Source organism: Kosakonia oryzendophytica (assembly GCF_900094925.1).
Classification (GTDB): domain Bacteria; phylum Pseudomonadota; class Gammaproteobacteria; order Enterobacterales; family Enterobacteriaceae; genus Kosakonia; species Kosakonia oryzendophytica.
The window spans coordinates 82,490-104,933 of record NZ_FMAY01000001.1 but is presented as its reverse complement, the minus strand read 5'-3'; the positions used below and the strand labels follow the sequence as shown (position 1 = coordinate 104,933).

25 protein-coding genes and 1 tRNA gene are annotated in these 22,444 nt (G+C 50.6%); 17 read left to right on the top strand and 9 right to left on the bottom strand.

Annotated features, from left to right (window positions below; translation table 11 throughout):
- Window position 1: 1 nt before the first annotated feature.
- Complete coding sequence (locus GA0061071_RS00515; RefSeq protein ID WP_061494202.1) at window positions 2-700, bottom strand: RluA family pseudouridine synthase; 699 nt, start codon at window positions 698-700, stop codon at window positions 2-4.
- A 181-nt stretch (window positions 701-881) separates the two neighbouring features.
- Here GA0061071_RS00515 and GA0061071_RS00510 point away from each other — a divergent pair, with 181 nt between their 5' ends.
- From GA0061071_RS00510 to GA0061071_RS00495, 4 genes are all read left to right on the top strand, one after another.
- Window positions 882-1,127, top strand: a complete 246-nt coding sequence (locus tag GA0061071_RS00510) for a YmjA family protein (RefSeq protein WP_061494203.1) — start codon at window positions 882-884, stop codon at window positions 1,125-1,127.
- 406 nt (window positions 1,128-1,533) lie between these two features.
- The gene (locus GA0061071_RS00505; RefSeq protein WP_071889929.1) at window positions 1,534-1,809 is read left to right on the top strand and encodes a flagellar transcriptional regulator FlhD; all 276 of its coding nucleotides are present in this window, start codon (window positions 1,534-1,536) and stop codon (window positions 1,807-1,809) included.
- Between the two features lie 296 nt (window positions 1,810-2,105).
- Complete coding sequence (locus tag GA0061071_RS00500; protein ID WP_088238017.1) at window positions 2,106-3,644, top strand: methyl-accepting chemotaxis protein; 1,539 nt, start codon at window positions 2,106-2,108, stop codon at window positions 3,642-3,644.
- A 483-nt stretch (window positions 3,645-4,127) separates the two neighbouring features.
- Window positions 4,128-6,026, top strand: a complete 1,899-nt coding sequence (locus GA0061071_RS00495) for a methyl-accepting chemotaxis protein (protein ID WP_088238016.1) — start codon at window positions 4,128-4,130, stop codon at window positions 6,024-6,026.
- Between the two features lie 35 nt (window positions 6,027-6,061).
- Here the strand turns inward: GA0061071_RS00495 and GA0061071_RS00490 are convergent, their stop codons facing one another.
- A complete protein-coding gene (locus GA0061071_RS00490; protein ID WP_088238015.1) occupies window positions 6,062-6,559 on the bottom strand; it encodes a winged helix-turn-helix transcriptional regulator in 498 nt (165 codons plus the stop codon).
- A 61-nt stretch (window positions 6,560-6,620) separates the two neighbouring features.
- Between GA0061071_RS00490 and GA0061071_RS00485 the strand changes: the two genes are divergently transcribed.
- Window positions 6,621-6,857: a tautomerase family protein gene (locus GA0061071_RS00485; RefSeq protein ID WP_088238014.1), complete on the top strand. Its 237-nt coding sequence runs from the start codon at window positions 6,621-6,623 to the stop codon at window positions 6,855-6,857.
- A 130-nt stretch (window positions 6,858-6,987) separates the two neighbouring features.
- Here GA0061071_RS00485 and GA0061071_RS00480 read toward each other — a convergent pair whose 3' ends face one another.
- The 3 genes from GA0061071_RS00480 to GA0061071_RS00470 all read right to left on the bottom strand — a co-directional run bounded on the left by GA0061071_RS00480 (window position 6,988) and on the right by GA0061071_RS00470 (window position 11,171).
- Window positions 6,988-7,920: a flagellin N-terminal helical domain-containing protein gene (locus GA0061071_RS00480; RefSeq protein ID WP_090269419.1), complete on the bottom strand. Its 933-nt coding sequence runs from the start codon at window positions 7,918-7,920 to the stop codon at window positions 6,988-6,990.
- Window positions 7,921-8,944: 1,024 nt separating this feature from the next.
- Window positions 8,945-9,655 carry a response regulator gene (locus GA0061071_RS00475; RefSeq protein ID WP_088238012.1) on the bottom strand — a complete coding sequence of 237 codons (711 nt, stop codon included), beginning with the start codon at window positions 9,653-9,655 and terminating at the stop codon, window positions 8,945-8,947.
- Window positions 9,656-10,646: 991 nt separating this feature from the next.
- Window positions 10,647-11,171 (bottom strand): lipocalin family protein, encoded by a 525-nt coding sequence (locus tag GA0061071_RS00470; protein ID WP_088238011.1) that lies wholly within the window; start codon window positions 11,169-11,171, stop codon window positions 10,647-10,649.
- 117 nt (window positions 11,172-11,288) lie between these two features.
- Here GA0061071_RS00470 and GA0061071_RS00465 point away from each other — a divergent pair, with 117 nt between their 5' ends.
- The 10 genes from GA0061071_RS00465 (at window position 11,289) to GA0061071_RS00420 (ending at window position 19,090) form a co-directional block, all read left to right on the top strand.
- The gene (locus GA0061071_RS00465; protein ID WP_061494211.1) at window positions 11,289-12,017 is read left to right on the top strand and encodes a MerR family transcriptional regulator; all 729 of its coding nucleotides are present in this window, start codon (window positions 11,289-11,291) and stop codon (window positions 12,015-12,017) included.
- A 223-nt stretch (window positions 12,018-12,240) separates the two neighbouring features.
- On the top strand, window positions 12,241-12,675 hold the full coding sequence (locus tag GA0061071_RS00460; protein WP_088238010.1) for a nuclear transport factor 2 family protein: 435 nt from the start codon (window positions 12,241-12,243) through the stop codon (window positions 12,673-12,675).
- Window positions 12,672-13,391 carry an SDR family NAD(P)-dependent oxidoreductase gene (locus GA0061071_RS00455; RefSeq protein ID WP_088238009.1) on the top strand — a complete coding sequence of 240 codons (720 nt, stop codon included), beginning with the start codon at window positions 12,672-12,674 and terminating at the stop codon, window positions 13,389-13,391. The genes GA0061071_RS00460 and GA0061071_RS00455 overlap by 4 nt, the downstream gene beginning before the upstream one ends.
- Entirely contained in the window at window positions 13,388-14,647 is a 1,260-nt protein-coding gene (locus GA0061071_RS00450) for an NAD(P)/FAD-dependent oxidoreductase (protein WP_088238008.1), read from the top strand. Before GA0061071_RS00455 ends, GA0061071_RS00450 begins: the two co-directional genes overlap by 4 nt.
- A 1-nt stretch (window position 14,648) precedes the next feature.
- Entirely contained in the window at window positions 14,649-15,368 is a 720-nt protein-coding gene (locus tag GA0061071_RS00445; protein WP_088238007.1) for a DUF1365 domain-containing protein, read from the top strand.
- Window positions 15,365-16,585 carry an SAM-dependent methyltransferase gene (locus GA0061071_RS00440; protein ID WP_088238006.1) on the top strand — a complete coding sequence of 407 codons (1,221 nt, stop codon included), beginning with the start codon at window positions 15,365-15,367 and terminating at the stop codon, window positions 16,583-16,585. Before GA0061071_RS00445 ends, GA0061071_RS00440 begins: the two co-directional genes overlap by 4 nt.
- Window positions 16,582-17,067, top strand: a complete 486-nt coding sequence (locus GA0061071_RS00435; RefSeq protein ID WP_088238005.1) for a DUF2878 domain-containing protein — start codon at window positions 16,582-16,584, stop codon at window positions 17,065-17,067. Before GA0061071_RS00440 ends, GA0061071_RS00435 begins: the two co-directional genes overlap by 4 nt.
- Window positions 17,064-17,591 carry a hypothetical protein gene (locus GA0061071_RS00430; RefSeq protein WP_088238004.1) on the top strand — a complete coding sequence of 176 codons (528 nt, stop codon included), beginning with the start codon at window positions 17,064-17,066 and terminating at the stop codon, window positions 17,589-17,591. Before GA0061071_RS00435 ends, GA0061071_RS00430 begins: the two co-directional genes overlap by 4 nt.
- Window positions 17,588-18,118: a DUF3833 domain-containing protein gene (locus GA0061071_RS00425; RefSeq protein ID WP_061494219.1), complete on the top strand. Its 531-nt coding sequence runs from the start codon at window positions 17,588-17,590 to the stop codon at window positions 18,116-18,118. The genes GA0061071_RS00430 and GA0061071_RS00425 overlap by 4 nt, the downstream gene beginning before the upstream one ends.
- Window positions 18,119-18,130: 12 nt before the next feature.
- Window positions 18,131-19,090 carry a YbgA family protein gene (locus tag GA0061071_RS00420; RefSeq protein ID WP_061494220.1) on the top strand — a complete coding sequence of 320 codons (960 nt, stop codon included), beginning with the start codon at window positions 18,131-18,133 and terminating at the stop codon, window positions 19,088-19,090.
- 110 nt (window positions 19,091-19,200) lie between these two features.
- Here GA0061071_RS00420 and GA0061071_RS00415 read toward each other — a convergent pair whose 3' ends face one another.
- Window positions 19,201-19,725 (bottom strand): DUF6622 family protein, encoded by a 525-nt coding sequence (locus tag GA0061071_RS00415; RefSeq protein WP_088238003.1) that lies wholly within the window; start codon window positions 19,723-19,725, stop codon window positions 19,201-19,203.
- 98 nt (window positions 19,726-19,823) lie between these two features.
- Window positions 19,824-20,318 (bottom strand): helix-turn-helix domain-containing protein, encoded by a 495-nt coding sequence (locus GA0061071_RS00410; RefSeq protein WP_088238002.1) that lies wholly within the window; start codon window positions 20,316-20,318, stop codon window positions 19,824-19,826.
- Window positions 20,319-21,009: 691 nt separating this feature from the next.
- On the opposite strand from GA0061071_RS00410, the gene GA0061071_RS00405 reads away from it, so the two are divergent.
- Window positions 21,010-21,513, top strand: a complete 504-nt coding sequence (locus GA0061071_RS00405) for a hypothetical protein (protein WP_139109637.1) — start codon at window positions 21,010-21,012, stop codon at window positions 21,511-21,513.
- A gap of 244 nt (window positions 21,514-21,757) precedes the next feature.
- Here GA0061071_RS00405 and GA0061071_RS00400 read toward each other — a convergent pair whose 3' ends face one another.
- Window positions 21,758-22,087 (bottom strand): gamma-glutamylcyclotransferase family protein, encoded by a 330-nt coding sequence (locus GA0061071_RS00400; RefSeq protein ID WP_088238000.1) that lies wholly within the window; start codon window positions 22,085-22,087, stop codon window positions 21,758-21,760.
- Between the two features lie 149 nt (window positions 22,088-22,236).
- A tRNA-Asn gene (locus GA0061071_RS00395) sits at window positions 22,237-22,312 on the bottom strand.
- Between the two features lie 6 nt (window positions 22,313-22,318).
- On the opposite strand from GA0061071_RS00395, the gene GA0061071_RS23735 reads away from it, so the two are divergent.
- Window positions 22,319-22,414 (top strand): DUF5951 family protein, encoded by a 96-nt coding sequence (locus tag GA0061071_RS23735; protein WP_369407387.1) that lies wholly within the window; start codon window positions 22,319-22,321, stop codon window positions 22,412-22,414.
- Window positions 22,415-22,444 lie beyond the last annotated feature (30 nt).

The window sequence follows — 22,444 nt, the reverse complement described above, 5'->3', positions numbered from 1 at the left end:
TTCAGAAGGGACTGGCATGGCGGGCGTGGATCCACGTTTTACTGACCGGATGAATAAACTGCAACTCGCTGGCATGGAGCATCAACCGCGGTGTCTGCTCCGTGCCCGGCAGCAGACGACCGCCATAGAGATCACAGCCCAAAATAGGGTGGCCCAATCGCAGGCAGTGAATGCGCAGTTGATGGGTTCGCCCGGTCTCCGGCGTAAGGTGTACCCGCGTCAATGGCAGTAACGTCCCGTTTTCCGACTCGCGATAAATCCGTTCAATGACCTGATAGCGGGAACGCGCGGGTTTGCCGTGGATGGCGCAAATCGTCATCAGCGGGAAGCTTGCCGGATCTTTGGCAATCGCTGCGTCTATTACCCCTTCATCCTCCTCCAGATGCCCGCAAAGTAAAGCAGTATACGTTTTGGTTACGCTGCGCTGGCTAAACTGCTGACACAGGGCGGCGTTAATAGCCTTATTTCGGGCAATCACCATCAGCCCGGACGTCCCGAAATCAAGGCGGTGAACCAGCGTGCAGCCAGGGAATATCTGTACCAGACGATGATGCACTGAATCGAGATTGTGCGGGTTTTTCCCCGACAGGCTGAGCAGTCCGGAGGGTTTATTGATAAGCACCAGATGATCATCCTGATAGAGCGTTTCTATCGGGGCCGGGCATGGCGGGGCAATAAAGGTATCGAAAAGGGTAGACATCAGGCTGCCCGCAAAAAGAGTGGGAGCGGATGATAACTAATTTTCAGCCGACTGGCGAATCCACCGCTGCTTAAACATTTATCTCCGACATGGATGGCAGAAAAATAAAATAAGAGTGCTATTATCCAGGCCAGACAATGCAAGCCGCAACGGACACCACTTTAACCTCTGGGGACGATTGATGAACAACGATACACCGCTTAAGTTTTATGACATCGTGGATGAGTACTCGACCGAGTCAGCCTCGCCGGTGAACGAGTCAGAACGTGACGCGCTGGCGCGCTATTTCCAGTTGCTGATTACCCGTTTAATGAATAACGAAGAGATCAGTGAGAATGCGCAGCACGAGATGGCCACTGAAGCCGGTATCGACGATCGTCGTATTGATGATGTGGCGAACTTTCTCAATCAATGGGGCAATGAGTAACAGTTGCGGACACCTTGCGTGTCCGCTCTTGTTTTACGGTTTTTTGCACCCAACAGGAACACAGGGAAGATAAATATATGTTAACGCCGGTGCCCGCTATTTCTTAATTATTCTTAAGGTTCAGATGTGCTTATTTTGAAAATATAATATATTTTCATCCCATTGTTGATATATCCATTAAATTACAATCAGTTGCAGCGGTAAAAATAACCGGACGCAATAGTAAACGTAGCGAGACAACGGTAATAATTGTATTAACGAAATGATAATTAATTATTTTTTAACGTCCTGAAATAAGTTTACATTATTTTTATAGCTAATTTGCACTATATATATATTATTGCGGCCGACGGATGATGTTGCCAGGGGAGGCTTCAGTTAATTAGATATATTCTCTGGTGCAAAAATGATTAAACACAACAACCTTCTTCATGATATTCATCAATTAAATTTAGCATACCTCTTACTCGTTCAGCGTCTGGCAAGCGAACCCGGAGATGTTAGCCAGCTAAGCAATGGCCTTAGCCATGACGTGATTGAGAAAGTCGCAGGATTAACGCTTCCTCAGCTTGTGTCTTTAGCAGAAACAAATCAGATTATTGTCAAACCCTCTTTTCACTCTTCACCATTAGAAAACAGTGGTGCTTACGAGGGCTTAAAATCGAACCAGCGTTTTATATAAATAGCGCCAGGTATTAACGTTCTTCGTGCTGAGTATCATTTGCCAGGCGGGCACCGCCAGTGTTACCAGAAATATTTTCTGATTGCTGGTATGCACATATTAAAAAAGAGTTTTGAATTAAGCAGAACGTCATTATTTTATTTATTTGGTAGTAATATATTCTATCTAACCATTTGATTTAAGGAAATAAATAAAATTGAGTTAAATCTCAATGCGAAATGGTCGATAACATTATTGTTGTACGCTGCACGCAATGTGCAGTCATTTTTTAAACAAATTCATCCAAGGGATAAAACATGTCTGTAAGGCGTTTTTCGTTTCTCGTTTTCGGCCTTTTACTCTGTATTTTTCTTGTCAGTTCAGCGTCTAACCTCTGGTCACTGACTCGCAGTAACCAGTCGCTGGACAATGTGAATAAAGAAATTCGGGTGGTGTTGTCGGTTATTGATCCGATCAACCACAGTCGCACCCTGCGCGTGCGGCTTATGGAAGCGATGATTAACGCTTCTCTGGGCGATAAACAGAAAACGCAGGCGTCGCTTGAGAGTGCAAAAGCAGTGATGCAAAAAGCCACGGATGCATTTAATAATTATCAGGCTGCGCCACCGGTTGCCGGTGAAGAGGCGCTTTCCGCTCCCTATCGTCGTGCCTGGCAAACCTATGTTGACGAAGGGCTGCGTCCGTTGATGGATGCGGCGAGTGCCAACGACACGGTGCGGTTCAACCAACTGGTCAGTACGACGATTCCGCAACTTGATCGCCAGTTTGAAATCACACTGGATAACCTGCTCGCTTTCCGCGAAAAATACGCCCAGCGCCTTAACAACGACGCGCAGAGTCGCTTTGTGAACAGCATGGTCACCCTCGGCGTTTTTGTCGCGCTGTTTACCCTGATTATTGCCGCTATCTTTATTCTGCTCAGACGTCGGGTACTTTCGCCGCTGGATACCGCACGTATCCATTGCCAGCAGATGGCCGCGGGTGAGTTACATATTCCCGTGGTCAACGGCTCGAAAGATGAAATTGGCGAGATGCTGGGTTCACTGGAGCAGATGCGTCTTTCCCTTGTCGAGATCATTACCCAGGTGCGTGCTTCCAGCCAGAGCGTGGCACACGCCGCAGAAGAGATCTCTGCCGGTAACACCGATCTCTCCGCCCGTACGGAAGAGCAGGCGGCTTCGCTTGGGCAGACCGCAGCCAGCATGGAACAACTGACGTCCACCGTTAAGCACACCTCTGAAAACACGCAGCAGGCGAACATGCTTGCCGCAGCAATGCGTGACTCCGCACAGGAAGGGAATACGATTGTTGAAAATGCGGTGATGTCGATGAAGGAGATTGAATCCAGCTCCGGCAAAATAGACACCATTATCTCCTTAATCGAGGATATCGCTTTCCAGACCAATATCCTGGCGCTGAACGCCGCAGTTGAAGCAGCACGGGCCGGAGAACAAGGGCGCGGGTTTGCTGTCGTTGCAAGCGAAGTGCGTAATCTGGCGCAACGCTCGTCTCTGGCCGCGAAGGAGATTAAGGAACTTATTGAGGCCTCCAGCAGGCAAGTGCTTTTGGGGAGTGAAAGGGTGTCGCAGGCGGGTGAAAGCATGCAACGAATTATCACCACCGTTCAGCATGTTTCCGGCTTAATGGCGGAAATAGCCCTCTCGACCGGTGAACAGAGCCGGGGCATTGAGCAGATAAACCAGGCTGTTGCACAAATGGATACCGTCACGCAACAAAACGCTGCCCTGGTTGAAGAAGCCTCTGCGGCGGCACATTCGCTGAAAGAGCAGTCGCAGGTACTGGAAGAGACGGTAGCCGTTTTTAAACTTAGCTAACGTTATCGCGAAAAATGTACAGGCAGGCGTCAGCCTGCCTTGTTGTTTGTTGCTGCGAAATCCCTCTCTGTAATGGTGACCCGCGAGTATTCTCGTCGGGTCAACACTCTCCTTGTCAGAACCTCACAGGAGCATGACTTTACCGTTCCGGAGCGTAGACACTTTGCCTGACAAAAAAGTACGAACGCGCATGTTACTGTCCGTACTGTTCTGCTTCATCAGAATGTACGCATATCGATAAAATAATATTGATTTCATCAAAGAAAATTTACCCACGGGAAATGACTCATTACGACGATATTGTCTTTTAAAGAAAAATGTGTGGCACATTAAAAAATGTGAACGGCAGAACGTTTTTTTATAAAACGTTATTTTGGCCTATAGATGCCGCTTTTATATGAAACGGCGGCGCGATTTAAATTAAAGAATTTCAACTAAATGCCGTTATTACACATAATATCAACCAGATCGGGTGCTGCTATTATGACATGGAAAAATACCCAGGGCCGAATAGGCCTGTTGCTTATAAGCTTTTTCGTTATCTTATTGATAGTAACCTATATTGTTATCAAGCACTTCGTCTCTCCGCAGATTATTGAAACTGAGACCAAAAATATTCAGGCGACGGTTGAATTACAAAGTAACGCGATTAAAGAGCAGATGAACCGTGTTAAGGCTCAGCAACGCTCAATCACTGAACTGGTTGTCGGTCTGCAAAGTGAGCAAATCGATGGATTATTACCGCGCCTGGTTAACCAATATGGGGATTTAAACGTTTTCGGCGGTGGGATTTGGCCTCTTCCTGGTCAGCGTGATCCGGCTCGGGACAAATTCAGTACCTTCTATGCCCGCGACGGAGGCGGCAACCTGCAAGTCAACACCGTCTGGAACCAGCCGGAATCGGCAAAATATTGGGAGCAACCCTGGTATAAAGACGGCATAAATGCGCCAAAAGGAGAGTGTGCGTGGGCGAAAGCCTATCAGGATGCGGCCAGCCCGCAACCCCGAACTAACTGTGCAATGGCGATCTGGAAAGACGGCAAAGCCTGGGGTGTGGCGACCATCGACGTGACGTTGGGCTTCTTTAACCAGCTGGCTGTCGATATGGGCAAAGCGGTAAACGGCAGCGTGTTGATTGTTGAAGCGGATGGCAAAATCGTCGGTAACGGCTCGTCCGTACAGGATAAACCTGCGCTCTCAAACGTCCGCGATCTCGGTATTCCGGCAGCGGCACCGTTAGTTAGCCTGTTAGACCAGGGTAAAACAACGGAAGTGCGCGGGAGCTACGATGGTGAAGACGGCGCGCATTCCCTGTTCGTTCTGCCCATTAGCGGCAGCCCGTGGTTCATGGCGGTTGATATTCCGAGCAGCCACCTGGTGAGTATGTCTGACGCTATTATGACCAAGCTCACCATCGTACAGGCGATTATCGGGATACTTATCGTCTTTATCATGATGATTATTGTGCGCAATATTTTCCATAATGTGACGTTGCTCAATCGTAATATTGAAGCGCTCTCCAGCGGCGGTGCGGATTTAACGCAGCGTCTTGCGCAAAGTAAGAGCCCGGAATTTAACGCCATTATCAATAACTTCAATAAGTTTATTTCGTTCCTTAACGAGCTGATGCAGCAGGTAGGAAATAGCTCAATGGCGATCTCCTCAGCTTCGCGCCAGATTGCCAGCGGTAACCTGAACCTCTCCTCGCGCACCGAAGATCAATCGGCCTCAATCGTGGAAACGGCAGCGTCTATGGAAGAACTGACCAGCACTGTGCGCCTTAACGCCGAGAATGCGTTGCAGGCGAATACACTGGCGAAAGAAGCTTCGGCGGCGGCGAAACAAGGGGCCAATGTGGTTAACAACGTTGTCTCCACGATGAACAACATCAATGAGTCCTCCTCTAAAGTGGTGGAAATCATCAGTGTGATTGACGGCATCGCCTTCCAGACCAACATCCTGGCGCTTAACGCAGCTGTAGAGGCGGCCAGGGCGGGTGAGCACGGGCGTGGGTTCGCTGTGGTGGCCGCTGAAGTGCGTTCACTGGCGCAGCGCAGTGCCCGCTCAGCTCAGGAGATCAAAAAACTGATTGAAGAGTCAGTGAGCAGCATTGAGCAGGGTAGCGGACTGGTTCGCCAGGCGGGGACAACAATGGACGGACTGATGGACAAAGTTGAAAGCGTGGGTGTGCTGATCTCAGAAATCAGCTCTTCCAGCGATGAACAAAGTCGCGGGATTGCCCAGATCAACCTCGCCATCAACCAGCTCGATAGCGCAACGCAGCAGAATGCGGCACTGGTGGAGGAGGTGGCGGCGGCCGCGCAGTCCATGGAAGAACAAACTGTCCAACTCGAAAATGTTGTTGGTAGCTTCAAGCTCTGACCAGAACAATAGCCGACTCAGCAGAGTCGGCTTTCTTATATTTTGCCTATGTCACTTATCCGCTCCTTTCCGGATTGGCTTTCAAACGCGATTATCTGAATGTTTTTTGGATCAACAACCTTACCGTCTGCCGTGACAAAGGCGCTATGCAGTACTTCTCCGCTTTCTTTATCCGATAAGGCAATATGCGGTGAGTCGTGCAATATGTTTTTATGACCCCACTCCATCATGGAGATCAGAATCGGCGCAAGGCTGCGACCTTTTTCGGTGAGAACATATTCATACCGTTCACGTGCCCCTTCTTCTTGATAGGGGATTTTGCAAAGCAGGCCGAGTTCAGTCATTTTTTTTAATCTGTTTGCCAATGTCTGCTTCGTGATTTTTGTATGAGCACGTATAGTTTCAAAGCGAGTGACCCCGTAAAACGCCTCCCTGAGAACCAACAAAACCCATTGATCGCCAAGGAATTCTGCCGCCGCAGCAAGCCCGCAAAGCTCAGGCAACAAGTACGGTAATGATTTATCTTTTGACATATATGTATTTGCCTTTTAATCTGGGTATGATTTTAAGACTCAGTTATTTAAGGAGAATACAATGCCCTTCGTAAATGTGCAAACCATGAAAGGAATAATGAATGCGGAGCAAAAAAATGAGCTGCTGCGTCGAATGACTGACCTTATTGTTGAAATTGAGGGGAAAGGCGATCCTGAATTCCGCCGTTCAGTATGGATCCGGATCGACGAACATGAACCGGAACAGTGGAGTCTTGGAGGGATACAGCCCACATCTGAAATGATTGCTGCAAAATTTGCATCCCCGCAGCGCTCCTGATGTGCTTTCATTCCTTCACATTTTAGTGATGACTCATCGGCGGACAGCATGAATCTACCGTGCCGTGTTCAGTCCTGCTAATAGTAAAAACCGCCCATAAAGGCGGTTTCGGTAATAAGCTATTTTGTGATTAACGCAGCAGGGACAGCATCGACTGTGGAACCTGGTTAGCCTGAGCCAGAACTGAAGTACCTGCTTGCTGCAGGATCTGTGCGCGGGACATATTTGACACTTCTGTTGCGTAGTCAGAATCCTGAATACGGCTGCGTGCGGAAGAAAGGTTGTTCACCGTATTTTTTAGGTTTGTGATTGTGGATTCAAAACGGTTCTGGGATGCCCCCAGCAAGCTGCGCTGGGAGTCAACAGATTTGATTGCCGCATCGATGTCAGCCAGCGGCGTGGTGCCGGAAGCTGAACCAGCTGCACCGCCGGTGACTTTTCCGTGCAGAACGTCGAAACCTACAGCCTGAGTCTGGCGCTGGATACCGTTAACGGTATCACCGGAAGCCATTGTTTTAGTATTCAGCGCGGCACCGGAAGTGCCTGCCGCAGCCAGGTTGTAGCTGTCGCTGGAGCTGATGTCTATACCAATTTTCTCGCTGTCTTTCGCGCCGACCTGGAAGTTATAAGTGCTACTGCCGGAACCGGTGTTCAGCACTTTGATGCCGTTGAAGTCGGTCTGGGTGGTCACACGGTTGATCTCTTCCATACGCTGGTTAACTTCAGCCTGGATGGAGTCGATGTCGGACGCAGAGTTGGAACCGTTCTGTGCCTGAACAGTCAGGTCACGGATACGCTGCAGGTTGTTGTTGATTTCGCCCAGCGCGCCTTCAGCGGTTTGCGCCAGAGAGATACCGTCGTTCGCGTTACGGGCAGCAACATTCAGACCGTTGATGTTAGAAGTGAAACGGTTAGCTATCGCCTGGCCAGCCGCGTCATCTTTAGCGCTGTTAATACGCAGGCCGGAAGATAGTCGCTGAATCGCCGATCCCAGAGAGGACTGAGATTTAGTCAGGTTATTCTGAGTCATTAGCGATAACGTGTTCGTATTAATAACGGACATGTGAATTCTCCTTTTTAATTTATTTAGCCAATTCCAGGCTTGGTATTGGTCGAGTAAGTCATCGGCCCTTTAATTATAAACTTTAGTCTCTCTGTAATTAATTTTTTGTGCAAAAATAAAATCTACACATATTAAACAAGGCATAAACGTAAGATCAGAAAAATAATAAATATTACCTTCCTTGGGAGCGTTTTTGTATTTGCTATAGTTGGGTTTTTTCTTGGTTTGGTGGGGTGTTGAAATTAAATAAAACGTAAACAAATGATGAGTTGAAAGATGTTTAAGCATAAAAAACTTTGGGAATTATATTTTATAATATATAAACAAAAGGTGGTGAATCCCCCTAAGCGGAGGGGCGTAACAGTTTGAAGATAACAGCCATGATAAACGCGAGCTTGTGCGGGAACTGGCCAAAGGCTCACCGGGAGGCACCCGGCACCACGAACATTAAAATGTGGCTATATTTCATTGCTGAGTTATATAATTATAAATGCACTTACTCCTTTGACTATAACACCAGCTCATTGAGTTCTATATTTTTGCTGCTTGCTTATTATGCGTATTCGATAATCCGTTTGAGTATTTTACCAAAAATTACTCTTGCTATATTGTCATCTCATTTTCATGCTCACGAACCACACTCAAATTGATGATGTATTATAAGTAATCCTCATTATGATTATTCATTTTAATATCTCAGCTTTGCAGAGTGTGTATGCCAAAAAGCAAATAGAGTATCCTTTAATTGAGTTTGCTACTGAAGTTAGCACTAAACCGAAGCCTTAAAATTGTATCAGTGCTTTTCATGAATGCGGTGTTTCAATATAAAAAGAAGCAGCGCCACATTTGGACGTGATGAATTTTTCGCTGCCCAGCTTTTCATATTAGATGCTCATTTTTGGCCTTTTATCATGTTCTTTACATGTTATCTTGGCTATTTCCGGAGTTATGCTGTGCGGGAATTTTCGAGTAAGATCATAACTGTTTTCCTTAAACTCAGCGTATCCGGCATCCATAAGCATGTTCAGTTGTTTGCTGAGTCCTTTAGCCACTTCTTTTCACCCAGACGGTAGCCAAAACCACGGACGCTTTTCAATAAATTCGCTGCTCCGGCTTCCTCAAGCTTTCTGCGCAGTTTACTGACATGACTGTCAACAGTGCGGGGTAGCGTGTTGCCTTTCAACATACAAGTCTCTATCAATTCATCACGGCTATAAACACGCTCCGGCTCACGGACGAATTGCGTTAAAAGACGAAATTCGGTCATTGTTAGCCATTGAGCAATCTCCAGATTTGTCGGGCGTATCCTCACCCGATGTCTGGCGAGATTTATCTCGATTGAGCGACTGGATAAAATGACGTGCTGCTCATTATCGTGTGTTGTGCGGCGCAGGATAGCCTCTGTGCGTACCACGACTTCTGCAAGGTTGAAGGGTTTCACAATGTGCTCATTCGCACTGGTACCGAGTGACGAAAGCTTGTCAATATAATCGTCGTCGTCCGTTAGCATTATTATTGGCGTGTTCTCACTCTGACGTAATGCAGTTAATACTTGCCAGCCGGGCATGCGGACATCGAGAATAACTAACTGGGGTTGTGTCATGCGAAAACGGTCAAGTGCAATTACACCATTTTCAGCATGCTCCACACAAAATTGTGCTTTTTCCAGATATGCCTTAAGAACAGCAGCGATTTCATCATCATCTTCGACTAGTAGGATCCTTTGTTTGTTCATTATTTTTCCTTTAAAAAGCAAGCCAACGGGAACCTGGCGTGCCGATAATTAAGCCCCAAGAAATTGCCGCCAGCCAGATTATAAGACGTATGGCATTGTCGATTTGGTCAGTAAGCTAGTGGATATTGGTTGATTTTTTTAAGTCAGTATTATTGCTACCGGTATACAGGAGAAGAATCGTAGTTTTGTCTTTATTATTGTTAAATCCAATCAGCATGTATTGGCAGCCAGGAAATAGAACGAATCGAGTTTCGTTTCGTGGAAACATCTGCACTCTCTCCTTTCAAATGATTTGACTCCGAAAGTTAACAAATGAAAGTGGAGGCGGTGTCGAGGTTATGTTGCGATTGTGTGGAGAGGTGAAAATAGCCCGTTAATTGTATAGGTCAAACGCTTGGTTGCGTAAATTACCAGAACAGATACCTTATTTATGTATATCCATTTGCTTTTAAATTGCGCGATAATTAATATCGGTTAATCTATCTATACATTCAGTGCCAGTGCAGTCGACATAGAGATACTCTTTGTAGCGGTTAATAAAACTGGCCACTGTGTTAAGGTTTTCCAGTGGCTTTTTTCCGATGTATTTGGTGGTAACCCACCGTATTATTTATACGCCCGGAGAACGCTGTAATACCCAATGATGTGGTCCGTTATTTCGCGGGTTGCGTCGCTTAAACTAATGTAACCAATCACTGGTACCCGCTCATTTTCCCGTCGTCTGAAGTAGCGTTTCATTAGATTCTTGTCCTGGCAGTTTCCTGGATGACTGATAATTTATCTGCTCCGGTATAACCTCTGTCCAGGCAGCCAATTCAGTGTGCTGCTTCATAGCGAATCAAATCATGTCGTCACATTGGTAGAAACAACAGCGAGCTTCCGCTTCTCGCGCAGAGCGGGCATGACTTTCCTCCTGACGAGTCATTTCAGACCAGAAGCGTGAGTATTAAAAAGCACGGCGTCTCTGCCAACACTGCTTTTGCACACAGCGTTACTGATTTACCCACACCAGTTGATCGACCCTGAAGCCCAGACTTCGCGCAGTGTTGAGGTAATCGCGTTTTACCGCTTCCGGAAGGGTTGGTGTGCGTGACAGGATCCACAGATAGTCGCGGTTAGGGCCGCTGACCAGCGCATACTGGTAATCATCATCCAGTTTGATCACGTTATAGCCGCCGTAAAACGGGCCAAAGAACGACACTTTCAGCGCGGCTGTGGTGGACGTGCCGGTGAAGTAGGCTTTTCCTTCGCTCTCACGCCATATTTTCTTCACCGGATCGTACCCGCGATTAAGCACGCTAATGCCGCCATCACGACGCTTGCCGTAAGTAGCGGTCACTTGTTCAAGGCCGCGTTCGAAGCGGTTTTCCAGACGGGCGATTTCATACCATTTTCCCAGATAGCGACGGGCATCAAACCCGGTAATGGGCTGAACGCCTTGCGGCGGTGTTGGGGATTTGCAGGCAACCAGCGTCAGGGCGATAGCAACGCCGGTCACCACAGGCCATAGCTTCATGAGAACTCCTTTCATTTGCACAGTTGGGCGTAAAGTGTAGCGCAAGCAGGGCGCACTTCATCCAGACCGGAAATATTCGTAGTATATTGAGAGTATTCTTTGTTATCAGGCGTACCCATGTCTTACTCCATCGGTGAATTTGCCCAGCTTTGCGGGATTAACGCAACCACGCTACGCGCCTGGCAGCGTCGTTACGGCCTGCTCAAACCGCTGCGCACAGAGGGAGGCCATCGGCTGTACAGCGATGATGATGTTCAGCAGGCGCTCAAAATCCTCGACTGGGTGAAAAAAGGGGTGCCAGTCAGCCAGGTGAAACCCCTGCTGGCACGGCCCGGTGCGCGCAGAACAAACAACTGGCTCACCCTGCAAGAGAGCATGTTACAGCGGCTGAAAGAGGGCAAAATCGAGTCCCTGCGCCAGCTGATCTACGACTCAGGCCGCGAATATCCTCGCCCGGAACTGGTCACGGAAGTTTTGCGCCCATTGCGCAGTAAAGTCTCGGCTAACATTCCAGCCATGATGACCCTGCGTGAAGTGCTCGACGGCATCATTATCTCCTACACCTCGTTTTGCCTTGAAGGGGATAAAAAAGCGCCGGGGGATAATTACCTGATCACCGGCTGGCACCTTACCGACCCGTGTGAAATCTGGCTTGAAGCGCTCACCCGTACCGGGCAGGGCCACCGCATTGACGTGCTTCCTGTTCCGCCTGCCACGCTTGCGCCTGAAATCTTCCCGGAACGAAAATGGCTGCTGGTCACTACCGGCAAACTCACCGCTGCGCGCAAAAAGCAGATTGAACTCTGGCAGCAGCAGGTTGTTTCCCTGGACGTCATCCCTCTCTGATTCCGTTTCCCCACGCGGCACCTGTTTCCCACTCAACCTTCGTGTGAGCGGAAGACGGCTGTGTGCGTAAAAAAAGCAAAACAACTGCACAAAGCAACAATAAATAACTTATTGATAATTATTACATATAAAAAATATTTTCACCAAAACTTGGACAAATAAAAGTAATTGTGTAAGTTTAAATTATGCGATTACTCTGTTGTTCTGAACCCTGGTGAAACTCATGAGCACACTCTCCTCCGTCATCAACCGGTTTGTTGAGTACTACGCCGGGCTGGATAACCAGCCCCCTTCGGCGCTGACGACGCTCTATCACCCGGACGCTCAACTCATCGATCCCTTTGGTGAGCATCGGGGACTGGTTGCGATCCAGCGGTATTTCACACGGCTGCTGGTTAATGTGCAGCACTGCCGCTTTTCCATCGACGTTCCGGTCTGCGAGGGGGAGCGTTATGCCGTCAGTTGGACGATGCACTGGTCACATCCACGCATTTCCGCCGGGAAGGCGCTTGCGCTTGGTGGGTGCTCCATGGTGGAGGTGCAGGACAACCTGATTATTCGCCAGCGTGATTACTACGATGCGGGGGAGATGATCTACGAACATCTTCCTTTGCTGAGCTGGGCCATTCGTGGCGTGAAAAGGAGGGTGCGCTCATGATGACCGTCCTCATCACGGGTGCCAGCTCCGGCATCGGGGAAGGGCTGGCAAAATCCTGGGCCGATGATGGCCATAGCGTCATTGCGTGCGGACGGGATCCGCTGCGACTGGAAGCACTCCATCAGTACAGCCCGAATATCACGGTACGCCTGTTCGACATGACCGATCCGCAGGCCTGTCGCCAGGCGCTGGCGCAATGTTATGCCGATCTGGTCATTCTCTGCGCGGGTACGTGTGAATATTTCAATCGCGGCGTGGTGGATGCTGCATTGGTGGAACGGGTGCTGACTACCAACGTGCTGGGACCAGTAAACTGCCTGGCTGCGCTACAAGAACAGCTCGTTGCCGGAAACCGCGTGGTGCTGGTCAGTTCAATGGCGCACTGGTTGCCCTTTCCCCGGGCCGAAGCATACGGTGCATCTAAAGCTGCGCTCACCTGGTTTGCTAACAGCCTGCGACTGGACTGGGAACCCAAAGGGATAACCGTCACGGTTGTCTCACCTGGGTTTGTGGACACCCCGCTGACCCGCAAAAATGATTTCGCCATGCCTGGCCAGGTAAGCGTCAATGATGCTGTGAAAGCCATCCGTCGCGGCCTGGCGAAAGGGAAAAATCACATCGCTTTTCCGACCGGGTTCAGCCTGCTCCTGCGCCTGCTGGCGGGGCTACCTGAATGTTTCCAGCGCGTGTTGCTGCGCAGGATGGTGCGCTCATGAACATTGCCATTATCGGAAGCGGTATTGCCGGGCTGACCTGTGCCTGGCGCCTAGCCGGGCATCATCGTGTCACGATTTTTGAAGCAGAACCGACAGTGGGAGGGCATACCGCGACGGTGGATGTCTCCACACCGCAGGGTACGTATGCCATTGATACCGGGTTTATCGTTTATAACGATCGCACTTATCCGCGCTTTATGGGCCTGCTCAGCGAACTGGGCATCAATGGGCAAAAAACGCAGATGAGCTTCTCGGTTCATAACCCACAGAGTGGCCTGGAATATAACGGGCATACGCTCCTCTCGCTGTTTGCGCAGCGTCGCAATCTCGTTAACCCGGCATTTTGGGGACTGCTGAACGCGATCGTGCGTTTTAATCGGCTGGCAAAACAGGCGCTGCGATCGGGTGTGAACGAGAATGCCACCTTGCAGAGCTTCCTTGAACAGCACCATTTCAGCCACTTTTTTGCGCGCCACTACATTTTGCCGATGGGGGCTGCCATCTGGTCATCGTCGCTGCAAGAGATGCGTCGCTTCCCGCTACCGCTGTTTTTGCGCTTTTTTGAGCACCACGGTTTACTGGATATTGCCGATCGCCCGCAATGGTATGTGGTGCCTGGCGGCTCACGTGAGTATATCCGCGCCTTGCTGGCGCAACTGGGCGACCGCCTGACGTTACATCTAAACACGCCGGTGCAGCAGGTCTTGCGCCATGACGACGGCGTTACGATCCGGCTTGATGCGTCAGAGCAGCGCTTCGACCAGGTGATCTTCGCCTGCCACTCGGCACAGGCACTGGCGATGCTGGTCGATCCTGCACCTGCCGAGCGTGAAGTGTTGGGCGCTATTGGCTGGCAGCGCAATGAGGTGGTCTTGCACAGCGATCCGCGCTGGCTGCCGGTACGTGAGCGCGCCTGGGCAAGCTGGAACTATCGTCTGAGCGAACGGGATCAGGATCGTGCCTGTGTCACTTACAACATGAATATCTTACAAGGTCTGCCTGAAGGCAGCCCCTTGTTCTGTGTCACCCTCAATCCGGACTCGCCGGTCGACGCGCGCTATGTCTGGCAGCGCTTTGTCTATGAGCACCCACTCTTTAACCCCCAAAGCTGGCGGGCTCAGGCGCGTCGCGGTGAGATTAACGGTCACCGACGGAGCTGGTATTGCGGGGCGTACTGGTATAACGGTTTTCACGAAGATGGCGTGCGCAGCGCACTGGATGTGGTGAAAGGAATAGCTGTCGGGGAGGGCAACTGAGATGAACAGCTGCCTGTATCAGGGCGTTTTACGCCATCGTCGACTCCAGCCGAAAATGCACCAGTTTTGCTATCGCGTTTTTATGGCATGGCTCGATCTGGATGAGCTCGATTTGCTCCCAGCCGTGGGGATCCGCCGTAACCGGTTTGCCGCTGCCGCTTTCTGCGATGCGGATTACCCGTTGGGCGTACCGCTTAAAGAAAATGTCCTTAACCAGTTGGAAAGCCTGACCGGGGAACGCCCGGATGGCCGCGTCATGTTGCTGACTCAACTGCGTTACGTTGGGTTCCACTTTAATCCGGTCAATTTTTACTACTGCTATGACCATACGGACACCCTGCGTTGGGTCGTGGCGGAAGTGCGCAACACCCCGTGGAACGAGCGTCACTACTACGCCGTCGATGACAAGGCGAGTCCACTGGAAAAAGCGTTTCACGTCTCCCCCTTTAACCCGATGGACATGATCTACCACTGGCGCTTCAACAGCCCTGGCAATGTACTGCGCATGCACATCGAGAATCACCAACAGTCAAAAGTGTTTGACGCCACGTTGCTGCTGAACCGCGAGCCGCTGACGCGCACAAACCTGACGTCTCTCTTGATTCGCATTCCGTTGATGACGCTGAAAACGGTCTTCGCCATTTACTGGCAGGCGCTACGGCTATGGCTTAAGCGTGTGCCGCTCTATAACCACCCCGTTAGCAGGAGTGAACGCCCATGACCGATCCCGCCTTTGCGCTTGAACCCGAACTTTCGCGCAACGTCCGCATCGCGCGATGGGTGCTCTTCCGCCTGCTAAGTGGTATTCGTCAAGGCTCGCTCACGGTGCGGGATGGGGCGCAGAGCTTTCATTTTGGTGATGCGTCGGCTGCGTTGCGCGCCGATGTGCAGATCCTTGTGCCAGGGGTTTACTGGCGTCTGCTCACGGGGGGAAGTCTTGCCGCCGCTGAAGGCTGGATAGATGGCGAATGGCAGACGAATCAGCTTACGGCGTTATTGCAGATCCTGGCACTCAACAGCAAGGTGCTGGGGCGCCTGGAAAGCGGTTTTCAGCTGTTTGGCAGACCCATTGAGCGACTGCGACACTGGACGCGGCGCAACCACCGCAAGCAGGCGCGGGAGAACATCGCCGCTCACTACGATCTGGGCAATGCGTTTTACGCGCAATTTCTGGATGCAGACCTGCTTTACTCCAGCGCGCTGTTTACCGCAGAGGATCAGGATCTCGCGCAGGCCCAGCAGGCAAAAATGGCTCGTCTGTGCGAACAACTGGCGTTAACAGCCAGCGATCACCTGCTGGAAATTGGTACCGGATGGGGGGCGATGGCGGAATATGCTGCCCGTCACTATGGCTGCCGCGTCACCACTACCACGCTGTCACAGGAGCAGTACGCTTGGGCAACCGCACGCATTGCCCGTGCAGGGTTGCAGGATCGTGTCGAGGTGCTGTTGTGCGATTACCGTGATTTGACCGGCGAGTTCGACAAACTGGTCTCTGTCGAGATGATTGAAGCCGTGGGAAAACGTTATCTACCTGCGTTCTTCCGCACCTGCCAGGCACGGTTACGTCCGGGTGGGAAAATGGCGATTCAGGCCATCACCATTCAGGATCAACGTTACCGTGACTACAGCAAAAGCGTTGATTTTATCCAGCGCTATATCTTCCCCGGCGGCTTTTTACCGAGCATCACCGCGATGAGTGAGTTGATGACGCGGCACACCGATTTTGTTGTCCGCAACCTGTTCGACATGGGGCCAGATTATGCCCGTACGCTGGCACACTGGCGGCAACGTTTTCTCAATGGCTGGCCCGATATCGAAAAATTAGGGTTTGATGACCGCTTCCGCCGTATGTGGCTCTACTACTTCGGCTACTGCGAAGCCGGGTTTAACGCACGTACGATCAGCGTGGTGCAATTGACGGCGGAGCGGGTATGAAACGTTATGTGCAGGTTTTTCTGCTGACTGTCGCGTTCGATCTCTACTGGACGCTGGTCGTGCTGTTTCGTGAACGCGGCCTGTATCTGTGGCTTGCCCTCGCGATCCTCGCCTGCATGATGTTATCGCCTGCACACCGTCTTCATGCTTTGTTGCTCGCCGTTGCGGGGTGTGGACTCGACACGTTATGGGCGTGGACGGGGCTTATTCACTTTGACGGCGATGCGCTGCTACCGCTATGGATGGCGGCGCTGTGGCTGATGTTTGCCACCGTCTGGACACGCCTGACCTGCACCACGACGCTGCCGGGGGTACTACTGATGTTGCTGGCGACCCTTGTTGGTCCGGTCGCGTATGTGATCGGCGAACGTCTGGGTGCCATCACCTTTCTGCAACCGACCTTCATCGTGGTGAGTTGGATGGCCTCCGGCTGGCTCGTGATCATGCTGTTTTTCCATCTTTTTATGGGGAAGCGATCATGAGAAGCTCGTTACTGGCGTTGTTATGGATGACGCTGGTGGCCCCGGCGGTCAGTGCCGCCGACTGGTTTAACTGGCAAAAAGTCGGTGATGCGACGCTCTATTGGGGGCCTTTTACCGTCTACACCTCCCGGTTGCTCACACCGGATGGCCGCTATCACGGGCCGGAACAGGAGCAGGCCCTGATTATCACCTACCAGCGTGACATCGATCGCAATGCGCTGGTCGATGCCACCCGTGAACAGTGGCAGGCGCAGGGGATTCTGGAGCATCAGCCACAAAGCGGAGCCTGGTTGCGAATGCTGCGTGCCCTTTGGCCTGACGTCACACCGGGCGCTGAACTGGCCTTTGTGCTTAGCGATAAGCAGGGGCAGTTCTGGTATCGCGCATCTGCGGCGCAAAAAGGCTTTACCCCGCTTGGCGAGCGCCAGTCCGAAGCGTTCAGTCGCTGCTTTCTGGCCATCTGGCTCGATTCCCGTACGCAATACCCACAATTGCGTAACCAGTTGATCGGAGGTGAAAAATGAAACGCATCCTGACACTTGGCCTGGCGCTGCTGATGCTGCTGACAGGCTGTAGCACGGAAGTTGATGACTACCGACAGCAGCAACCTTCGCTGGATATTTTTCGTTATTTCGCCGGGAAAACCGAGGCGTGGGGGATGGTGCAGGATCGCAGCGGTAAGCAGTTGCGTCGCTTCCACGTGGAGATCGACGGCAACGCGGTTGGCGAGACGCTGACGCTGAATGAGCGCTTCGTCTATGACGATGGCGAAAAGCAGCAGCGCGTGTGGCACATCCGCCGCACGGCAGATGGCCGCTACGAAGGTACGGCAAGCGACATTGACGGTATCGCAACCGGCAAGGCGGCAGGCAATGCCTTTCACTGGCGCTATAGCATGAACGTAAAAGCCAATGGCAGCACCTGGCTGCTTCATTTTGATGACTGGATGTATCTGCAGGACGGCACACATCTTTTTAATAAAACCAGGATGAAGAAATTCGGCATTACCGTTGCAACGGTCACGCTGTTCTTCACCCGACAAGCGCAGTAAGAGGAGATCGCCATGAACACGCAACCTGTTATTGGGATCAGCGGCTGTTTAACCGGCTCTGCTGTTCGGTTTGACGGTGGCCATAAACGCATGGGCTTTGTGATGGACGGCCTCGGGCAATGGGTGGCTTTCCAGCCTGTCTGCCCGGAAATGGCCATCGGTCTGCCTGTGCCTCGCCCGGCATTGCGCCTGGTTCAGACCAGCGACGGCGATTTCCGGATGCGCTTCAGCCATGCGCCACACGATGATGTGACGGAAAAAATGGCCGCATTTACCGACACGTATCTCCCCCGGTTGGGCGCGCTGTCGGGCTTTATCGTCTGCGCCAAGTCGCCAAGCTGCGGCATGGAGCGCGTGCGTCTGTACGATGAAAAGGGCAATCGCGGGCGTAAAGAGGGGGTAGGGCTGTTTACCCGCGCGCTACTCGAAGCGTACCCGTGGTTACCGGTCGAAGAAGATGGTCGCCTGCACGATCCGGTGCTGCGGGAAAACTTTGTGGAGCGTGTTTTTGCGCTCCATGAACTTAACACCCTGCGGGCTAACGGCCTGACCCGCCGCGCGTTGCTGGACTTCCACAGCCGCTACAAACTTCAACTGCTGGCTCACCATCAGGCGGGCTACCGCAAGATTGGGCCGTTTGTTGCCTCATTGCACGAGTGGGAAGATCTGGACGCCTTCTTTGTGGCGTACCGTGAAAAGCTGATGGCGATCCTGAAAAAAACCGCCTCGCGGGAAAACCACACCAATGTGCTGATGCACATTCAGGGGTACTTCCGTGAACATCTGAACAGCCGACAGCGGGGCGAACTGCGCGACGTGATCCTTCATTACCGCAACGGGTTGCTGCCTATCCTGGCGCCGTTGACGCTACTGAAACACTACCTGGGTGAGTACCCGGATCGCTATCTGTTGCAACAGAACTACTTTGCCCCCTATCCGGAAGATTTAGGTCTGCGGCTGGCAGTGAACTGAACAGACATCATAAGAAGGCTCCCATGACCCTGACAGGGGCTCGCGATGTTCCACTTTTAGACGACACCTCACTGTCGTCTTTTTTTGCGTGTTGCGCCACAGCCCGAGGGTTAAATTGGCGTGTGTTTGCGCAGGCGATCTTTTTTATACCACGGCACAAATACCCTTAGCGTTCCTCCCCAGAAAATACCGTCGACAAACCCCGTAAGTAATCCGAAGAGAAGACTAAACGACTGCGCTTCACGTAATTCGGGATGAAGATAAATAGTTGCGGTCAATACATATTTAAGGCTAAATGCAATGATGATTAACCCCAGGGTTAACGGTGTTCCGGCGCGAATAATGAGCCCCGGCGTATCAGAATATTTGAGCGGCGGTTGTGAGCGCCATATTAGATATCCAACAGCAATGCCTACCAGTGCGCCAATTATCATCATGAACAAACTCAGCTCAGGATGAAATATTTCATGCGTGATGCCATATATTCCCCAAAGCAGGAAAAACACCGGAAGAAAGAACAATCTGCCCGGCCGCATTTCTCTGTCGAAGAGGGCGTTAATACCGCGATGAAGCAGGTAAATAAAAAGGATCCACACCCAGACAGGCGTGTTTTGGATATACGGAAAAAAAGACATGTTTTCACCTCGTCGATTAGGCGTAACTGTTGCCGGGCTGTAAAAATAACCCGGCTATGCAAATAAAAATGAATTAATCAGCCATTATTCACTGCTGATTATTTTTCCCGGCCTGAAAGGTCGTTCTTTTCTCGCAGCAGGCGCTGTACTCTTTTTTGTTGCCACGTGGCGATGCGATCTTTTAAGACAAAGATCCTCAGGGCGCGAAAGGCAATAAGCGAACCCCATATGAATGTCACCACCACAGACCAGTAGCTCCCTGGCGAGGAGAGATAATTGACCACCATCAGCACGCTGCAGACAAACAGGGCAATAATGAGTGCACGATAAAAACGCGTTTCCTGTTCAACGCGGAGCCTGGCCTCACTGATACGCGTATCCAGCGTTTCCTCCGCCTGCGTCATGTTTCCGGACAGTTCAGAAACGTTGACATTAAATACGGAGGCCAGTGCGCTGAGCGTTTCCAGCCCGGGTTTATGCCCATTTTCTATACGTTGCACTGTTCGTACTGAAAGAGAGGCCAGCTCAGCCAGTTGCTCTTGTGACCAGGCATTTCTGAGCCGATACTCTTTCACCTTTTCACCCATGTCCATTGATACTTCCCGCTGATTGTTGACAGAGACATATTCGCACATCTGCCCCTCAACGAACACGACAGACAGGCGACACGACCCTGACAAGGGGGCGACAGCACGCTTAAGTGCTGGTATGACTGCGGGTGTACTCTGGAATAAAAGTCACACGTTGGTCAAAAGCGAGGCGTTCTGGTACCTCGTGTCCGGCGTGCCAGGCCACACCTGAACAGTCAGAAAGCGTGGGCGATTCGGCCCGTTTCAGCATACTGTTGAAATCCCTCAGAAGATTTTCCGGGTACTTCCGGAGCAGATATTGTCATGGGATTTGTGATTTGAATTGCAAAAAAATGTTAAGTTTGCATTTTTGTGCATAAAGTAATGTGATTTTTGCTGCATTAAAACAGAAAACTTAACCACAAAGCGAAGGGGGTCAGGCATATATCCTGAATCTGATATAAACCTGATTTTATAAAAAACAGATCAGAGGAGATATTGGGCTGAAATTTATTCCCACGGAAGACTACACACACCATTTACCATTAAAGCATCGGCAAATGATTATCTGCTTGCCAGAATTCCTGCGCGACTCTGCAATATGACTCGTGCTGAAAATACGTGTACCGAAATCGCGCTTTACACGTTCGTCTGCTTTTAAATGTAGTGAATATATTCATTTGTTATCCTTAATCTGTTGAGATATGAGGGGCGTATGAAAACGAAAAAGCTATTTACATTATTAGCGGTTGTTATAGCACTGAGCAGTTGTAGTTCATCGCAAACCGGAGAAAAAACAAGTAGTGCAAAAGTAAATACGCAAAATACGCAAACAACCAGTGAGGTGAAATCCGTACCACCTGCTGACATGCAAGTGAGATCGACCTTTAATAGCATCACCACCTGGAATCAAGGACAACAATTCTTAAATGTTATTGGCTCAACCAATGATCCCAAAATTGATAATAAGTCCTGGATAGCGATATACCGAGAAAAATGTGGTTTCGACCCCGGTGTTCATAGTGCCACGGGTGCCGTCTGCCCTCAAAATGCGCTTGGCGGTCATGTGGTGATGAATGGACAATCGCAAAGACCGGCCAAAAACTCGCTGGTATATATTGTTCCGATTTGTACCAGTGAAAATAACCAGCCCAATTTGCTCATGACAATTGCCGCAAACGGGACGTGCGCTGTGGTGCTGAATTACTGGATGAAATAAAGATGAGGGTTATCCGCAAGGATATCTCAGGCCCGCAAGCGTCATTCATGTCCGTCCTGCGACGAGGCCTTTGCTAAGGCCTCGTGATTAAAGCGGCCCGATATACCATCGATTAAAAATGAGGGCTGTACTTTCAGGCGACGACAACTCATCGGTGGCAAGGGCGGCCGGAGAAATCAGCAAGAGTGAAATAATCAAACGCTTCATATCCATCATGTATGTAAATCACCTAAGTTGGATATCGCTACACCGCTGGCTGTAACTGATAAATCCACGCCGTGACGTGTCGGTTATCTACCGTGGTTACCGTCACTTCGACGCGATCATAGCCGTCTTCAAATTCATCCAGCATTGGCCAGTGTGCCTCCAGGTTGTCGGATAAAAACAGATAACCCTGCACCTGCGCGCCATCGTTATTCAGCACAATTCCCGGAAAATCCGCAGCGGCGCCCCAGCCACGCGCGTAAAACGTACCCGTTACATAACCTGGCAACCACTCGCCGCCGATATTTTCCAGAATATGCGCATTAGCATGGCCTGGACGAAGCGTCCCATAGACAAATAAAGCGTCCATTTTTCCTCAACATACAAAGCAATGACAACCCAACGGGCAGGGGACTTTCACCATACGGTTTCGTGGCGGGGTTCGCAACGGCCAGAGGATACGGAAATGTGATGACGTAGAAAAGCAAAAAGCCTGCTCGTAAGCAGGCTTCTTAAATTTGGCTCCTCTGACTGGACTCGAACCAGTGACATACGGATTAACAGTCCGCCGTTCTACCGACTGAACTACAGAGGAATCGTTGTGGAGGCTTATCTTAGCGGCGAAAAAACATTTGTCAAACCTCATTTTAGCTCAGCGCGTTTGTCTGCTGCTTCCCTCGACAGTTTGCCGCAATAAGCAACGATTTCTCAGGAAATGCTTTGCAGG

Coding starts and splice junctions, on each gene's coding strand:
- GA0061071_RS00515 (WP_061494202.1), bottom strand. CDS start 700: ATGTCTACCCTTTTCGATACCTTTATTGCCCCGCCATGCCCGGCCCCG.
- GA0061071_RS00510 (WP_061494203.1), top strand. CDS start 882: ATGAACAACGATACACCGCTTAAGTTTTATGACATCGTGGATGAGTAC.
- GA0061071_RS00505 (WP_071889929.1), top strand. CDS start 1,534: ATGATTAAACACAACAACCTTCTTCATGATATTCATCAATTAAATTTA.
- GA0061071_RS00500 (WP_088238017.1), top strand. CDS start 2,106: ATGTCTGTAAGGCGTTTTTCGTTTCTCGTTTTCGGCCTTTTACTCTGT.
- GA0061071_RS00495 (WP_088238016.1), top strand. CDS start 4,128: ATGACATGGAAAAATACCCAGGGCCGAATAGGCCTGTTGCTTATAAGC.
- GA0061071_RS00490 (WP_088238015.1), bottom strand. CDS start 6,559: ATGTCAAAAGATAAATCATTACCGTACTTGTTGCCTGAGCTTTGCGGG.
- GA0061071_RS00485 (WP_088238014.1), top strand. CDS start 6,621: ATGCCCTTCGTAAATGTGCAAACCATGAAAGGAATAATGAATGCGGAG.
- GA0061071_RS00480 (WP_090269419.1), bottom strand. CDS start 7,920: ATGTCCGTTATTAATACGAACACGTTATCGCTAATGACTCAGAATAAC.
- GA0061071_RS00475 (WP_088238012.1), bottom strand. CDS start 9,655: ATGAACAAACAAAGGATCCTACTAGTCGAAGATGATGATGAAATCGCT.
- GA0061071_RS00470 (WP_088238011.1), bottom strand. CDS start 11,171: ATGAAGCTATGGCCTGTGGTGACCGGCGTTGCTATCGCCCTGACGCTG.
- GA0061071_RS00465 (WP_061494211.1), top strand. CDS start 11,289: ATGTCTTACTCCATCGGTGAATTTGCCCAGCTTTGCGGGATTAACGCA.
- GA0061071_RS00460 (WP_088238010.1), top strand. CDS start 12,241: ATGAGCACACTCTCCTCCGTCATCAACCGGTTTGTTGAGTACTACGCC.
- GA0061071_RS00455 (WP_088238009.1), top strand. CDS start 12,672: ATGATGACCGTCCTCATCACGGGTGCCAGCTCCGGCATCGGGGAAGGG.
- GA0061071_RS00450 (WP_088238008.1), top strand. CDS start 13,388: ATGAACATTGCCATTATCGGAAGCGGTATTGCCGGGCTGACCTGTGCC.
- GA0061071_RS00445 (WP_088238007.1), top strand. CDS start 14,649: ATGAACAGCTGCCTGTATCAGGGCGTTTTACGCCATCGTCGACTCCAG.
- GA0061071_RS00440 (WP_088238006.1), top strand. CDS start 15,365: ATGACCGATCCCGCCTTTGCGCTTGAACCCGAACTTTCGCGCAACGTC.
- GA0061071_RS00435 (WP_088238005.1), top strand. CDS start 16,582: ATGAAACGTTATGTGCAGGTTTTTCTGCTGACTGTCGCGTTCGATCTC.
- GA0061071_RS00430 (WP_088238004.1), top strand. CDS start 17,064: ATGAGAAGCTCGTTACTGGCGTTGTTATGGATGACGCTGGTGGCCCCG.
- GA0061071_RS00425 (WP_061494219.1), top strand. CDS start 17,588: ATGAAACGCATCCTGACACTTGGCCTGGCGCTGCTGATGCTGCTGACA.
- GA0061071_RS00420 (WP_061494220.1), top strand. CDS start 18,131: ATGAACACGCAACCTGTTATTGGGATCAGCGGCTGTTTAACCGGCTCT.
- GA0061071_RS00415 (WP_088238003.1), bottom strand. CDS start 19,725: ATGTCTTTTTTTCCGTATATCCAAAACACGCCTGTCTGGGTGTGGATC.
- GA0061071_RS00410 (WP_088238002.1), bottom strand. CDS start 20,318: ATGGACATGGGTGAAAAGGTGAAAGAGTATCGGCTCAGAAATGCCTGG.
- GA0061071_RS00405 (WP_139109637.1), top strand. CDS start 21,010: ATGAAAACGAAAAAGCTATTTACATTATTAGCGGTTGTTATAGCACTG.
- GA0061071_RS00400 (WP_088238000.1), bottom strand. CDS start 22,087: ATGGACGCTTTATTTGTCTATGGGACGCTTCGTCCAGGCCATGCTAAT.